This is a genomic window from Actinomadura sp. NPDC000600 (genome assembly GCF_040492135.1).
In the GTDB taxonomy this organism is placed as follows: domain Bacteria; phylum Actinomycetota; class Actinomycetes; order Streptosporangiales; family Streptosporangiaceae; genus Spirillospora.
Genome location: NZ_JBEUPD010000001.1, coordinates 469,535 through 483,309, shown reverse-complemented (window position 1 = coordinate 483,309; position 13,775 = coordinate 469,535). Strand labels below are relative to the sequence as shown.

The window sequence follows — 13,775 nt, the reverse complement described above, 5'->3', positions numbered from 1 at the left end:
TTCTGAACGCGCTTTCCGAACCACCCCGTCCGGAGGAACCCCATGGTGAGTCAGGGTACGACGGCCGCGCCGCCCTCGGCGGACGCGGCGGGCGTCGTGGAACGCGCCAGGCCCGGCGCCGGCGAACGGATCCGCGACGGCCTGGAACGGTCGTGGCGGCCGGTCGCCCTGCTGGTGGCCTGCTTCGCCGCATGGTGGGCGGTCAGCGCCTTCAAGCTGGTCGAGGCCTACCTCGTCCCGTCGCCCGGCGCGACGCTGCGGCTAATGAGCGACAAGTGGGGCTATATCTGGCAACACACGTGGGTCACCACGTACGAGACCCTGATCGGCTTCGCGCTCGCGGTGCTGATCGGCGTCGCGTCCGCGGTGGTCATGGTGTACTCGGCGACGGTCGAGCGCACCCTCTACCCGATCCTGCTGTTCGCGCAGGTCATCCCGAAGATCGCGATCGCCCCGCTGTTCGTGGTCTGGCTCGGCTTCGGCATCGGTCCCAAGATCGTCGTGGCGGTGCTGATCGCCTTCTTCCCGGTGGTGATCTCGATGGTCGCCGGGCTCAAGGCGGTGGACCCGGAGATGCTGCAACTGTCGGCCACGATGGGCGCGAGCCCGATGGCCACCTTCACCAAGATCCGGCTGCCGGCCTCGCTCCCGCACCTGTTCTCCGGCCTGAAGGTCGCGGTCACCCTCGCCGTCACCGGCGCCGTCGTCGGCGAGTTCGTCGGCGCGAACGAGGGCCTCGGCTACGTGATCCTGCAGGCCAACGGCAACCTCGACACCCCGATGCTGTTCGCCGGGCTGCTGGTCATGTCGGCCATCGGCGTCGTGCTGTTCGTCGTCGTCGAGGTCGCGGAGAAGCTGCTGCTGCCGTGGCACGCCAGCCGCCGCGGCGAGGCCGTCACCACCACGTACTGACGGCGCCGCCGTCCCCGACGGCGCCCCACGGGCCCCCCGCCACCCGAAACCGCCCGCCCGGAACCACCGGACGGGACGTCCCGACACCAACGGCCGAGACAACCCACCCCCCTACGGAGGGCCGTCCTATGAAACTCCGCAACCTCGCCATCGCCGTCCTGGCTCCGGCCGTGGCGCTCGCCGCCACCGCCTGCGGCGGTGACTCCGGAGAGACCACCAGCGCCTCGGGCAAGAAGCTGACCAAGGTCACGCTGACCCTGAACTGGTACCCCTACGGCGAGCACGCGCCGTTCTACTACGGCAAGAAGAAAGGCATCTTCGAAAAGCACGGCATCGACCTGGAGATCAAGGCGGGCCAGGGCTCGCAGAAGACCGTCCAGGCCACCGGCGCCGGGCAGACCGACTTCGGCTGGGCCGACACGCCCGCGCTGCTCGCCGCCGTCGACAAGGGGATGCCGGTCAAGAGCATCGGCGTCTTCCTGCAGACGACGCCCGCGTCCGTGCAGTCGTTCACCTCGGCCGGGATCAAGAAGCCCGCCGACCTGAAGGGCAAGAAGATCGCCGGGACGGCCGGGGACGCGCTGGCGCGCACCTTCCCGGTGTTCCTGCAGAAGAACGGGATGAGCGCGAGCGACGTCCCCGTCCAGAACACCGACCCGGCCGGGAAGATGGCCGCGGTGCTGTCCGGGAAGACCGCCGGGCTGATGGGCTTCGCCAACGACCAGGGCCCGACGATGGCCGCCAAGTCCGGCAAGGAGGTCTCGATCCTGCGGTACTCCGACTTCGGGCTGAACTTCTACTCCAACGGCCTGCTGGCCGGCGAGCGGAAGCTGAAGAGCGACGCCGAACTCGTCAAGGAGATGGTCGCGGCCACGAGCGAGTCGTGGACGGCCGCGGAGGCCGACCAGGCGGGCGCCATCGCGAGCATGGCGGGCGCGTCCGAGCAGCTCCCGCCGGAGAAGGTCCTCACCGAGCAGTTCAAGACCACGCTGACGCTGCTGCACACCCCCGCGACGCAGGGCAAGGCGCCCGGCGTGAACACCGAGGACGACTGGAAGCAGACGATCAGCACCTTCCAGCAGGCCGGGGTCATCGGGAAGGCGCAGGCGCCCTCGGAGTACTGGCAGTCGTCGGCCGCGCCGCAGACCTGACGGGACGAGCGATGAGGATCATGAGCAAGCAATCCACCGGCACTCCGGGCGCGGAGCGGAGCGCGGACCGGGAGACGGCCGTCAGCCTCGACGAGGTCGCCGTCCGGTTCCGCAGCCGCAAGCGCGACGTCACCGCCCTGCGCGAGGTCTCGCTGGACGTCCCCATGGGGGAGTTCGTCGCGATCGTCGGCCCGTCCGGCTGCGGCAAGTCCACGATGCTGAAGCTGGTCGCGGGGCTGCTGAAGCCCTCGACCGGGGACGTGCGGCTGCGCGGCGAGAAGGTCGCGGGCCCGCGCCACGACATCGGCTACGTGTTCCAGCGGGCCGCGCTGCTGGAGTGGCGCAGCGCCCGCAAGAACATCCTGCTCCAGGCGGAGATGCGCAAGATGCCGGCCGAGCAGGCGCGCAGGCGGACCGCCGAGCTGATCGAGATGACCGGCCTGAAGGGCTTCGAGGACGCGCTGCCGCACGAGCTGTCCGGCGGAATGCAGCAGCGGGTCGCGCTGTGCCGCGCCCTGCTGCACGAGCCGCGCGTCCTGCTGATGGACGAGCCGTTCGGCGCCCTCGACGCCCTCACCCGCGAGCAGCTCAACATCGAGATGAACCGGATCTGGCGGGAGACGGGCACGACCGTCCTGCTGGTCACGCACTCGATCGCGGAGGCGGCCTACCTGGCCAACCGCGTCGTGGTGATGACCGACCGGCCCGGCTCGATCGCCGAGATCATCGATGTCGACCTGCCCCCGGAGCGCGACTACGCCGCCACCATGGCCCGCCCGGAGTTCGCCCGCGTCACCAACCGCGTCCGGGGCCTCCTCGGCGCGGGCGCCGCGGCCGACTGACCGGGCCGGGCGCGGCGGACGGCCGACCGGGGCGGAGCCGCGGCCGGCCGACCGGGCGCGCGCCGAGCAAGGCGCACAGCACACGACACACGACAGGCTAGGAAGGAACGGGATGGCACGCAGGTCCATCGGGATCGTCATGAACGGCGTCACCGGCCGGATGGGGTACCGCCAGCATCTCCTCCGCTCGATCCTCGCGATCAGGGAGCAGGGCGGGGTGCGCACGGCCGAGGGCACCGTGCTGTGGCCCGAGCCCGTGCTGGTGGGACGCAGCGAAGCGAAGCTGCGCGAGCTGGCGGAGCGGCACGGGTTGACGGCGTGGACGACCGACCTGGCCGAGGCGCTGGCGCGTCCGGACACCGACGTCTACTTCGACGCCCAGGTCACCAGCGCGCGGGTCGACGCGATCCGCGCGGCGGTGGCGGCGGGCAAGCACATCTACACCGAGAAGCCCCTCGCCGAGGACCTGGAGACCGCGGTCGCGCTGGCCCGGCTCGCCGACGAGGCTGGGGTCAAGCACGGCGTCGTCCAGGACAAGCTGTTCCTGCCGGGGCTGCTCAAGCTCAAGCGGCTGGTGGACGGCGGGTTCTTCGGGCGGATTCTGTCGGTCCGCGGCGAGTTCGGCTACTGGGTCTTCGAGGGCGACTGGCAGGAGGCGCAGCGGCCGAGCTGGAACTACCGCGTCGAGGACGGCGGCGGGATCATCCTGGACATGTTCTGCCACTGGCGGTACGTGCTGGACGGGGTGATCGCGCCGGTGCGCTCGGTGCAGGCGCTCGGGGCCACCCACATCCCCGAGCGGGTGGACGAGCACGGCAAGCCCTACGAGGCCACCGCCGACGACGCCGCCTACGGGATCTTCGAGCTGGACGGCGGGATCGTCGCGCAGATCAACTCCTCCTGGGCGACGCGGGTGTTCCGCGACGAGCTGGTGGAGTTCCAGGTCGACGGCACCGAGGGCTCGGCGGTCGCGGGGCTGCGGCGCTGCCGCGTCCAGCACCGCTCGATGACGCCCAAGCCGGTGTGGAACCCCGACCTGCCCGCCACCGAGGACTTCCGCTCCCAGTGGCAGGAGATCCCCGACAACACCGAGTTCGACAACGGCTTCAAGGCCCAGTGGGAGATGTTCCTGCGGCACGTCGCCGACGACGGCCCCTTCCCCTGGGACTTCTACGCCGGGGCGCGCGGCGTCCAGCTCGCCGAACTCGGCCTCCGGGCGTGGCGGGAAGGCCGCCGGCTGGACGTCCCGGAGCTGACGCCATGAAGATCGATCTGCCCGGGGCGCCCGGCCACGCGATGAGCGAGCCGCGCACCTACAAGCCGCCCGCCGGGCCCAGCACGTCGCGCGTCGCGTACGCGGCCGCGCACGTGGTCGCGGGCGGCGAGTCGCTGGACTGGGACGCGACGCTCGCGTTCCGGCGGCACCTGTGGTCCTACGGGCTGGGCGTCGCCGAGGCGATGGACACCGCCCAGCGCGGCATGGGCCTGGACTGGACGACGACCCGCGAGCTCATCGTGCGGAGCGGTGAGGAAGCGCTTTCAGAAGGGGGCCGGATCGTCTGCGGCGCGGGCACCGACCAGCTGCCGCCGGGGCCCGCGTCCCTGGCGGAGATCGCCGCCGCCTACGAGGAGCAACTGGCCGTCATCGAGTCCGTGGCCGCGGTGCCGGTGCTGATGGCGAGCCGCCACCTGGCCGCCGCGGCGAACGGCCCGGAGGACTACGCCTCGGTGTACGGGCGGCTGCTCGCGCAGGTCGAGCGGCCGGTCGTGCTGCACTGGCTGGGCCCGATGTTCGACCCGGCGCTGGAGGGCTACTGGGGCTCGGACGACCTCGACGTCGCGGCCGGGGCGCTGCTCGCCCTGATCGGCGAGCACGCGTCCCGGATCGACGGCGTCAAGATCTCGCTGCTGGACGCGGGGCGCGAGGTCGACCTCCGCCGCCGGCTGCCGTCCGGCGTCCGGCTCTACACCGGGGACGACTTCAACTATCCGGAGCTGATCCGGGGCGATGCCGAGGGGCACAGCGACGCGCTGCTCGGAATCTTCGACCCGATCGCGCCCGCCGCCGCTGCGGCACTGCACGCGCTCGACGACGGCGACACCGCGTCCTACGAGGAGATCTTCGAGCCGACGGTGCCGCTGGCCCGGCACCTCTTCGAGACCCCCACCTACTACTACAAGACGGGGGTGGTGTTCCTGGCCTGGCTGACCGGCCACCAGCGGCACTTCCGGATGGTCGGCGGGCTGGAGACCGCGCGTTCCGTGCCGCACATGGTCCGCCTCTTCCAGCTCGCCGACGCCGCCGGCCTCTTCCCCGACCCCGGCCTCGCGGCGCACCGGATGCGCGCGTGGCTGACCGTCCAGGGAGCCGCGTGATGAGGGGAGGCGCCTGATGAGGTTCAGCCTCAACCAGTGGACGACCCGGTACTGGGCCCTGCCGGAGCTGGCCGCCGGCTGCGCGTCCGCCGGGGTGACGGGCGTCGGGCTCTGGCGGGAGCCCGTCGCCGAGTACGGCCTGGCCCGCACCGGCAAGCTCATGCGCGACCACGGGCTGGCGGTCACGTCCCTGTGCCGGGGCGGGTTCTTCCAGGAGCCGGACGCGCTGGAGAGCAACCGCCGCGCCGTCGAGGAGGCCGCCGAGCTGGGCGCGCCCGCCCTGTGCCTGGTCAGCGGCGGCCTGCCGGAGGGCTCCCGCGATCTGGACGGGGCGCGCTCGCGCGTCGCCGACGTCCTGGCCGAGCTCGCGCCCTTCGCGGGCGAGCACGGCGTCCAGCTCGCGATCGAGCCGCTGCACCCGATGTTCTGCTCGGACCGGTGCGTCGTCTCCACCCTCGGCCAGGCGCTCGACCTGGCGGCGCCCTTCCCGTCCGCCCAGGTCGGCGTCATGGTCGACACCTACCACCTGTGGTGGGACCCGGCTGCGTGGGACGGCATCGCCCGCGCGGGCGCCGAGGGCCGGATCTCGCTGTTCCAGGTCGCCGACTGGGTCACGCCGCTGCCCGAGGGCGCCCTCACCGGACGCGGCATGCTCGGTGACGGATGCGTCGAGCTGCGCCGGTTCCGCGAGGCCGTGGACGCCACCGGCTACACCGGCCCGATCGAGGTGGAGATCTTCAACGACGCGCTGTGGGCGATGCCGGGCCCCGAGGCCCTCGCCCTCACGCTGGCCCGCTTCGGGGAGCACGTCCTGAAGGAACCCGCCTTGAAGGAACACGGGGCGTGACGTCCGCTCCGGCGCGCCCGCGCACGTCCGGGGCCGGCGGCGGCCGGACGTGGCGGGCGGCGGCCGGGGCGTGGCTCGGCATCGGGACGGCGCCCGGCGCGCTCGTCCTCGGGGCGCAGATCGGCGGGCGGCACGGCGGTGCGCTGCCCGTCCCGGTCCTGGTGGTGGGCGGCGCCGTGATGGCGGCGCTGCTCGCCGCGCAGGGACGGCTCGGCCTGCGGGAGCCCGCCGGGGAGAACGCCGGGATGGCGGAGCTCGCGCCCCGCTACCTGCCCCCGGTCGCCGAGCGCGCCTTCACCGCGCTGCTCGCGGTCGCGATGGCCGGCTGGTTCGGCTTCAACGTCGGCCTCGGCGGGGCGGCCGCCGCGGCGCTCGGCGGCGTCCCGGACGCGGTGGGCGTCGCCGCGCTGACCGTCCCCACGGTCGCGGTGCTGGTCGCCGGCGGCGGCCGGTGGAACGCGGTCGCGGTCGTCACCACCCTGACCGCCGTCGCGCTGATCGGCATCGTCGCGGTGAAGCTCGCGCCGCCCGCGTCGCCGGTGTCGCTCGCCCGGGACGGACCGCCCGGCCTCCTCGCCGCGGACCTCGCCGGATACATCGGGTACGTGTCGGTGTTCGCCGTGCGGGCCCCCGACTTCACCGTGGGCCTGCGCGGCCGCGGCGACCTCGCGGCCTGCGTCGCGCTCCTCGTCGTCCCCGCGCTCGGGGCCTCCGTCGTCGGCGCCGGGGTCGCGGCGGCCAGCGGATCCACCGACGTGGTCGCCGTGCTCGCCGGACCGGACGGCCTGCCCGCGGCGAACCTGTTCGTCGCCGCGTCGGTCATCGCCCCGACGCTCGCCGCCGTCCACTCCGGCGCCCTCGCCGTCACCCGCTTCCTCCCCCACCCACCCGATCCCGCCCCGGCGCGGCGGGTGGAGGGGCGGCGGGTCGTGGCGGTGCTGGCGATCGCGGTGCCCGGGGCGGTGCTCGCGGCGCTCCGGGTCGACCGGATGCTGCTCGAATGGCTGACGGTGCTGGCGGCGGCGCTGCCGGCGCTCGTCCCGCCGATGGCGGCGGAGTTCGCGCGGCGGCGCGGGCGCGCGGGACGGCCCGTGGCGACGTGGATCTGGGCCCCCGGAGCCGCGGCGGCCGTGGCGCTGACCCTGGCGGGCCATGCGGCCGCCGCCCCGGTCGGTCTCGTCGTCTCCGCGGCCGCGACGGCGGTCCACGCGTGGTTCCACCGGGCTTCCCGCGGACGCGGTCATGACGCGATGTCCACATCCGGCTGGCCCGAAATTCGTCCTTGACGTGCGGGCGAGACCGGTCGTACGTTCTGGAAAGCGCTTCCAGAAAGCGCTTTCCTGCCACCGATCCCCACCCTAGGACGGCCGGAATGCGAAGAAAACTCAGCTGGTGTCTCCTCACGATCGCGGCGCTGCTGCTGCCGCTGCTCACCGTCCCCCCGGCGGCGCAGGCGCGCGACGACGCGCCGATCCTCGACCCGATCCCCGAAGACCCCGCCCCGTCCGGCCTCGGCCTCGTCCTCCAGGAGGTCGCGCAGCTGCCGAAGTCGACGCCGACGGGCACCCCCACCGACCCGCGGCTGCTGCGGTGGAACCGCATCAACTACGTCGGTGAGGTCCCCGACCACTCGGGCCGCCTGTACGTGCCCGACCTGAACGGCAACCTGTACCTGCTCGACAAGAAGACCCGCACCCCGCACGTCTACCTGGACGTCGCCGCCACGTTCGCGCCCGACTTCTTCTCCCAGGCCGGACTCGGACAGGGCTTCGGATTCGTCGCGTTCCACCCCGACTTCCGGAAGAACGGGAAGTTCTACACCGCGCACGTCGAGGCGGGCAACGCGCTCAAGACCAAGACGCCCGACCTCACCCCGCAGCCGAAGACCGGCTACCACGGCGTCATCGACGAGTGGACGGCGGACGACCCGAAGGCGGACACGTTCTCCGGGACGCACCGCGAACTCCTGCGCATCGGGTTCGCCGGCCGCATCCACAACCTCCAGCAGATCGACTTCAACCCCAACGCCCGTCCGGGCGACGCCGACTACGGCAAGCTCTACCTGTCGGTCGGCGACGGCGGCAACGGCAACGTCGGCGACAACGGCGGCGACCCGCAGAACCTCGCCGTCCCCCAGGGCAAGGTCCTGCGGATCGACCCGGCCGGGAACGACAGCGCGAACGGCAAGTACGGCATCCCCGCCGACAACCCCTACGCCGGGCAGCCCGGCAAGGTCGGCGAGATCTACGCCTACGGCATGCGCGACCCGCACCGGTTCAGCTGGGACACCGGCGGCACGCACCGGATGTTCCTCGCGCACATCGGCGAGCACGAGATCGAGTCGATCCACGAGCTCTACCCCGGCGCGAACATCGGGTGGAGCGAGCGGGAGGGCGCGTTCACGTTCCGCAAGGACGACCGCTGCCACCTGTACCCGCTGCCGGCCGACGACGACAAGTACGACTACGAGTACCCGCTCGCGGCCTACGACCACGACCCGCCCGCCGACTGGAACTGCAGCAGCGACGTGGGCCACGCCATCTCCGGCGGCTACGTGTACCGGGGCGCGCGACTGCCCGCGCTGCGCGGCAAGTACCTGTTCACCGACATCGTGGACGGCCGGCTCATGTACACCGAAGAGTCGGAGATGAAGCACGACGCGACCGGCAGGAACCGCGCGCAGATCTACGAGCTGGCGGCCTACGACACCTCCGGCAAGCCCGTCACGATGCGGGAGCTGGCCGGTGACCAGCGCGTCGACCTGCGGTACGGGTCGGACGCGCAGGGCGAGCCCTACCTGCTCGCCAAGGCCAACGGCAAGATCTGGAAGGTGGTCGGGACGAAGCGGGTCGCGGCCGGCGCGGCGGGCCCGGTCCGCATCGGGAACGCGATGGACGCCGAGAACTGGGCGCCCGTCACGCCGTCCAAGTGGGAGTTCCCCGGCGACCAGGTCATCCTCGCCGAGGAGGGCCAGCAGCGCCCCGGGCCGCGCCGCCCGTTCGAGTACGCGGTGCTCGACAAGGGGCCGGTGCTGACCTCGGCGCGGATCGACGCGAAGGTGCGGCTCGACACCCCGGTGTCGGTCAGCAACCGGGACGTGATCGTCGTCTTCGGCTACCAGGACGACACGCACTTCTACTACGCGCACCTGTCCAGCGACAACACCATCTACCCGCACAACGGGATCTTCCTGGTGAACGGCGCCGACCGGCTGCGCATCGACCAGCAGTGGAACGCCAACCGGTCGCACGGCGCCCCGCCGGCCATCACCGACGAGGCGTGGCACCGCGTCCGGGTGGACCGCCGGGCGGACACCGGTGAGATCGCCGTCTACGTGGACGGGTCGTCCAAGCCGGTCTTCACCGCCCTCGACAGGACCCTCGGCTCCGGCCGGGTGGGCTTCGGCTCGTTCGACAACATCGGCCGGCTCCGCGACCTGACGGTCCGCGGAACCCAGGCGAAGTAACGGCCTCCTCCGGGCGGGCGCCGGCTCGCGGCGCCCGCCCGGAGGACTCCAAGGAGTCGACATGATGATCCGCCGCGGCACCGCCGCACTCACCACCGCGCTGCTGGGCGCCTCGCTCTGCGTCGCAGCACCGGCCAGCGCCTCGACCGGCGGCGTCTTCCCGCCCCTGAAGAAGAACCTCGTCTCCTACTACGACTTCGAGCACCCCGTCCCGGGCGACCCGTCCCGCGAGGCCGACAGCGGACGGTCCGGCACCACGATCAACCTCATCAACGGCGGCGCGGACATGCGGGTCCGGGACGGCGCGCGGCGGCACGCCATCCAGCTCGGGCAGGTGAACCCGGCCGCGAAGGGCAACGACGACTGGAAGGCCGGGATCTACTCGGCGACCGGCGTCCCGTCCCTGCACGCGTTCAGCTCCGCCAAGGGCGCGACCCTCGCGGGCTGGTTCAAGATGACCGGCACGAACCCGAGCCCCAACACCGAGACGTCGAACCCGAGCGACGTCTACAACGCGGTCGGCCTGTCCGGCCTGCTCACAGGCGACTCCGACGGGCACGCCGTGCGCGCGCTGCTGGAGATCATCGAGGTCTCCGGCACCCTGCACGTCGTCGCGCTCGGCCGCCGCGTGGACGGTTCGAAGTCGCAGACGTTCGCCGCGAGCGAGGACTGGCGGAGCATCCTCCCGCAGAACACCTGGGTGCACCTCGCCGCGACGTTCGACTACGACACCGGCGAAATGGCGCTCTACAAGGACGGCAGGCCGCTGGAAGGCTTCTACACCACGGCCGGCGACCCGTGGGGCCTCGAAGGCGAGCCCGAGCCCGACGTCACGTCCGCCACGGACCCGCGCGGCATCAAGATCGGCGGCAGCTTCCCGCAGAACACCGCGGAGAAGAACCCCTGCAACTGCCGCATGGACGGCCTGATGTTCCTCGACCGCGCCATCACCGCGAAGGAGGCGGCCATCCAGTACAGGTTCGCGAAGCAGTGACAAGCCGCCGCCGGCGCCCTGCGCGCCGGCGGCTACCACTCGCCGACAGGGCCGGGCCCACCCCCCCGGCCCTGTTTCGTGTGCTCAGCGATTCCCGTGGGGGCGGGCGGTGTAGAGGGCGGTGTCGGTGGCCGCGAGGAGAGTGCCGTCCGGGGCCAGGGCCAGGTCGTTCGCGGGGGCCGGAAGCTTGACGCGGTGGGACGGGGCCGGCGCGGCGGTGTTCCAGGCGAAGAGGGTGTCGGGGGCGTCCCGGAGGACGGCGGCCACCAGGAGGTGACCGTCGACCAGGGCCGCGGCCGTCTGGTCGACGGGGGCGGGGACGGACAGGGACGCGATGCGGGCACCGTCCAGGCCGTGCACGCCCAGGTCATCCGGGGTCGGGCAGACGAGGACGAGGCCGTCCGGAGACGGGACGAGGGTCCCGGCGGCGGTCGGCACGGCGGCGATCTCCTCGCCGCGTTCCAGGTCGAGGAGGGTGGTCGCGGAGTCGCCGGTCAGGGCTACGAGGGGGCCCGTCGCGGGCGTCGCGTGCAGGAGGCGGCGGTCGACGGCGCTGCCGTGGCCGAGCCAGAGGTGGAAGCCGGCGAGCCGGTCGCCGGTGAGGGCGTCCCACACCGCCACCTCGGCGTCGCTGGCCGGGCCGAAGACCGCGACGACGGCGGCGCGGCCGTGGTGGACGGCGAGGCCGAGCAGGTCGGGGTGGGCGTCCAGGGTGACGTCGCGGCCCGTGCCGAGGTCGTGGACGTGGAGGCGGTCACGGTGCGTCCAGGCGACGGTCGGCGACCCGGCGGGGACGCCGAACGCCCAGTCGGCCCGGTCTGCGGGGAAGTCGGGGATGGGCGGCCCGAGCGGCGCGCCGGCCGCGAGGTCCCACGCCTGGCCGGTGTTCACGCCCTGCCCGACGCGGGACGTGAAGGCCAGCGGCGGTCGCTCCGCGGTGGCGGCGACGCCGTCGAAGGACCCGCGCGCCAACGGGCCCGCCAGCACGCTTTCCGGCATGCGTGGGAGCGTAGGCCACCCGGCGCAGATCGTTCCACGCAGTCGCGAAAACGGGCGGGTGAGGCCCGTGTTACCCGTCGGCCGCGCGTGTCACCCGATGGTGACGCCCGTCATCCGCCGGCGGCGCGCAGGCGGGCGGCGACGTCCTCCGGGGGGACGTCGTTGATCCAGGCGGCCATGCCCGACTCCGAGCCCGCCAGGTACTTGACCTTGTCGGCGGCACGGCGGATCGAGAACAGCTCCAGGTGCAGGCGGAGCAGGTCGCGGCCCTCGCCGACCGGCGCCTGGTGCCAGCCCGCGACGTACGGCAGCGGCGTGTCGTAGAGGGCGTCGCAGCGGCGCAGCAGGTCCCGGTAGAGGACGGCCAGCTCGTCGCGCTCCCCCGGGTCGAGGGCGGCCAGGTCGGGGACGTGGCGGTGCGGCGTCAGGTGCACCTCGACCGGCCAGCGGGCGGCGGCGGGGACGTAGGCCGTCCAGTGCTCGCCGGACAGCACGACGCGGCTGCCGGCGCGCTCGGCCTTCAGCAGGTCGCCGAACAGGTCCGGGTTCGCGGCGGCCGACGCCAGCATCCGCTCGGTGCGCGGGGTCACGAACGGGTAGGCGTAGATCTGGCCGTGCGGGTGGTGCAGGGTCACGCCGATCTCGACGCCGCGGTTCTCGAACGCGAAGACCTGCGCGACGCCGGGGATCGCCGACAGCTCGGCGGTGCGGTCGGCCCACGCGTCGATCACCGTCCGGACGCGGGAGACGGGCAGCAGCGACATCGACGCGGAGTGGTCGTCGGTGAAGCACACGACCTCGCAGCGCCCGGCGCCGCGGGACCGCTCCACCCCGTCGATCGAGGGCGGCACCGGCGGGGTGCGGACGTCGAAGGACGGGAAGCGGTTCTCGAACACGGCGACGTCGTAGGACGGGTCGGGGATCTCCGAGGCCGGGCCGCCGGGGCACAGGGGGCACTGGTCTGCGGGCGGCAGGAACGTCCGCGTGTTGCGGTGCGCGGTGATCGTGACGTGGTCGCCGGTCAGCGGGTCGCGGCGGACCTCGCACACCGGCTCGACCGGCGGGAGGCCGCGCGGGTCGGCGACGGGCACCCGGCCGGGCGACTCGTCGTAGTAGACGATCTCGCGGCCGTCCGAGAGCCGCGCCTTTGTCCGGTTCATCTCGACCGGCAGCCTACAGCGCCGGGGCGCCTGCGCGCGTCTCCTCCTCGTGCACCGACAGCAGGTACCTGACCAGCGTCGTCAGCACCTCCTTGCCGGACGTGCGCTCCCGGACGTCGCACAGCACGACCGGAGTGTTCTCATTGAGGTCGAGCGCCTCGCGGATCTCCGCGGGCGTGTAGTCGTAGCCGTCGTCGAAGCAGTTCACCGCGATGACGAACGGCAGGCCCCGGTTCTCGAAGTAGTCGACGGCGGGGAAGCAGTCGGCGAGGCGGCGGGTGTCGGCGAGCACGACGGCGCCGAGCGCCCCGAAGGACAGCTCGTCCCACATGAACCAGAACCGGTCCTGGCCGGGCGTGCCGAACAGGTACAGCACGAGGCCGTCGCGGATCGTGATGCGGCCGAAGTCCATGGCGACCGTGGTGGTCGTCTTCTGCTCGACGCCCTCGGTGTCGTCGACGCCGACGCCCCGGTCGGTGAGCAGCTCCTCGGTCTGGAGGGGGCGGATCTCGCTGACGGAGCCGACGAGCGTGGTCTTGCCGACGCCGAAGCCCCCGGCGACGAGGATCTTCACCGCGACGGGGGTCGCCGGGGCGGACCCCTCGTGGGGGGACGGCCCCGCGCTCCCTCCGGCGGCCGCGCCGGCGTTCTCAGAGGGCTTGGAGACCATGGAGCACTTCCCTCAGCAGACGTTCCTTGGAGAGCGTGCTCTCCTGTTGGGGACGGGTGGCGGTGATGAGCCGGTGGTGGAGCAGGTCGCCGAGCAGCACCCGCACGACGACCAGCGGCAGCCGCATCCGCGCCGCGATCTCCGCCACCGGCTGCGGTTGCAGGCACATCTCCAGGATGTCGAGATGCTCGGGGCCGATGCCGGGCGAGCCGGAGCGGGGCCGCGCCGCGGTCGAGACTATCGTGATCATGTCGAAGGCCTCACCGGTCGCGGGCCTGGCCCGCCCGCGGGTGAGCGCGTACGACCGGACGATCGGGCCGGCCTCGTCATCGAGCCATTCGTTGCCAGGACCGGTCAT

The 13,775-nt window shown here is 72.8% G+C and carries 13 protein-coding genes; 9 read left to right on the top strand and 4 right to left on the bottom strand.

Annotated features, from left to right (window positions below):
- The first annotated feature begins 42 nt into the window (after positions 1–42).
- The 9 genes from ABWI07_RS02275 to ABWI07_RS02235 all read left to right on the top strand — a co-directional run bounded on the left by ABWI07_RS02275 (position 43) and on the right by ABWI07_RS02235 (position 10,588).
- Positions 43–912, top strand: coding sequence for an ABC transporter permease (locus ABWI07_RS02275; RefSeq protein WP_149262476.1), 870 nt, complete (start codon positions 43–45; stop codon positions 910–912).
- Positions 913–1,040: 128 nt separating this feature from the next.
- Positions 1,041–2,063 carry an ABC transporter substrate-binding protein gene (locus ABWI07_RS02270; RefSeq protein WP_149262475.1) on the top strand — a complete coding sequence of 341 codons (1,023 nt, stop codon included), beginning with the start codon at positions 1,041–1,043 and terminating at the stop codon, positions 2,061–2,063.
- A gap of 20 nt (positions 2,064–2,083) precedes the next feature.
- The gene (locus ABWI07_RS02265) at positions 2,084–2,905 is read left to right on the top strand and encodes an ABC transporter ATP-binding protein (RefSeq protein WP_235037172.1); all 822 of its coding nucleotides are present in this window, start codon (positions 2,084–2,086) and stop codon (positions 2,903–2,905) included.
- A 112-nt stretch (positions 2,906–3,017) separates the two neighbouring features.
- Positions 3,018–4,169 carry a Gfo/Idh/MocA family protein gene (locus ABWI07_RS02260; RefSeq protein WP_149262473.1) on the top strand — a complete coding sequence of 384 codons (1,152 nt, stop codon included), beginning with the start codon at positions 3,018–3,020 and terminating at the stop codon, positions 4,167–4,169.
- Entirely contained in the window at positions 4,166–5,281 is a 1,116-nt protein-coding gene (locus ABWI07_RS02255; protein ID WP_149262472.1) for a dihydrodipicolinate synthase family protein, read from the top strand. The genes ABWI07_RS02260 and ABWI07_RS02255 overlap by 4 nt, the downstream gene beginning before the upstream one ends.
- Positions 5,282–5,297: 16 nt before the next feature.
- On the top strand, positions 5,298–6,128 hold the full coding sequence (locus tag ABWI07_RS02250) for a sugar phosphate isomerase/epimerase family protein (protein ID WP_149262471.1): 831 nt from the start codon (positions 5,298–5,300) through the stop codon (positions 6,126–6,128).
- Positions 6,125–7,414 carry a purine-cytosine permease family protein gene (locus ABWI07_RS02245; protein WP_149262470.1) on the top strand — a complete coding sequence of 430 codons (1,290 nt, stop codon included), beginning with the start codon at positions 6,125–6,127 and terminating at the stop codon, positions 7,412–7,414. The genes ABWI07_RS02250 and ABWI07_RS02245 overlap by 4 nt, the downstream gene beginning before the upstream one ends.
- Positions 7,415–7,500: 86 nt before the next feature.
- The gene (locus ABWI07_RS02240; protein ID WP_149262469.1) at positions 7,501–9,594 is read left to right on the top strand and encodes a PQQ-dependent sugar dehydrogenase; all 2,094 of its coding nucleotides are present in this window, start codon (positions 7,501–7,503) and stop codon (positions 9,592–9,594) included.
- Between the two features lie 61 nt (positions 9,595–9,655).
- On the top strand, positions 9,656–10,588 hold the full coding sequence (locus ABWI07_RS02235; protein WP_235037171.1) for a LamG-like jellyroll fold domain-containing protein: 933 nt from the start codon (positions 9,656–9,658) through the stop codon (positions 10,586–10,588).
- Between the two features lie 84 nt (positions 10,589–10,672).
- Here ABWI07_RS02235 and ABWI07_RS02230 read toward each other — a convergent pair whose 3' ends face one another.
- The 4 genes from ABWI07_RS02230 to ABWI07_RS02215 all read right to left on the bottom strand — a co-directional run bounded on the left by ABWI07_RS02230 (position 10,673) and on the right by ABWI07_RS02215 (position 13,775).
- Entirely contained in the window at positions 10,673–11,587 is a 915-nt protein-coding gene (locus ABWI07_RS02230) for a WD40 repeat domain-containing protein (protein WP_353817428.1), read from the bottom strand.
- Between the two features lie 110 nt (positions 11,588–11,697).
- A complete protein-coding gene (galT, locus tag ABWI07_RS02225; RefSeq protein WP_353817427.1) occupies positions 11,698–12,747 on the bottom strand; it encodes a galactose-1-phosphate uridylyltransferase in 1,050 nt (349 codons plus the stop codon).
- A gap of 13 nt (positions 12,748–12,760) precedes the next feature.
- Positions 12,761–13,417 (bottom strand): GTP-binding protein, encoded by a 657-nt coding sequence (locus tag ABWI07_RS02220; protein WP_149262466.1) that lies wholly within the window; start codon positions 13,415–13,417, stop codon positions 12,761–12,763.
- Positions 13,398–13,775 (bottom strand): DUF742 domain-containing protein, encoded by a 378-nt coding sequence (locus tag ABWI07_RS02215; protein WP_149262465.1) that lies wholly within the window; start codon positions 13,773–13,775, stop codon positions 13,398–13,400. Before ABWI07_RS02215 ends, ABWI07_RS02220 begins: the two co-directional genes overlap by 20 nt.

What these genes read in the sequence shown, in the direction of transcription:
- ABWI07_RS02275 (WP_149262476.1), top strand. Translation starts at nt 43, where the DNA reads ATGGTGAGTCAGGGTACGACGGCCGCGCCGCCCTCGGCGGACGCGGCG.
- ABWI07_RS02270 (WP_149262475.1), top strand. Translation starts at nt 1,041, where the DNA reads ATGAAACTCCGCAACCTCGCCATCGCCGTCCTGGCTCCGGCCGTGGCG.
- galT (WP_353817427.1), bottom strand. Translation starts at nt 12,747, where the DNA reads ATGAACCGGACAAAGGCGCGGCTCTCGGACGGCCGCGAGATCGTCTAC.
- ABWI07_RS02250 (WP_149262471.1), top strand. Translation starts at nt 5,298, where the DNA reads ATGAGGTTCAGCCTCAACCAGTGGACGACCCGGTACTGGGCCCTGCCG.
- ABWI07_RS02260 (WP_149262473.1), top strand. Translation starts at nt 3,018, where the DNA reads ATGGCACGCAGGTCCATCGGGATCGTCATGAACGGCGTCACCGGCCGG.
- ABWI07_RS02255 (WP_149262472.1), top strand. Translation starts at nt 4,166, where the DNA reads ATGAAGATCGATCTGCCCGGGGCGCCCGGCCACGCGATGAGCGAGCCG.
- ABWI07_RS02265 (WP_235037172.1), top strand. Translation starts at nt 2,084, where the DNA reads ATGAGCAAGCAATCCACCGGCACTCCGGGCGCGGAGCGGAGCGCGGAC.
- ABWI07_RS02235 (WP_235037171.1), top strand. Translation starts at nt 9,656, where the DNA reads ATGATGATCCGCCGCGGCACCGCCGCACTCACCACCGCGCTGCTGGGC.
- ABWI07_RS02230 (WP_353817428.1), bottom strand. Translation starts at nt 11,587, where the DNA reads ATGCCGGAAAGCGTGCTGGCGGGCCCGTTGGCGCGCGGGTCCTTCGAC.
- ABWI07_RS02220 (WP_149262466.1), bottom strand. Translation starts at nt 13,417, where the DNA reads ATGGTCTCCAAGCCCTCTGAGAACGCCGGCGCGGCCGCCGGAGGGAGC.
- ABWI07_RS02240 (WP_149262469.1), top strand. Translation starts at nt 7,501, where the DNA reads ATGCGAAGAAAACTCAGCTGGTGTCTCCTCACGATCGCGGCGCTGCTG.
- ABWI07_RS02215 (WP_149262465.1), bottom strand. Translation starts at nt 13,775, where the DNA reads ATGACCGGTCCTGGCAACGAATGGCTCGATGACGAGGCCGGCCCGATC.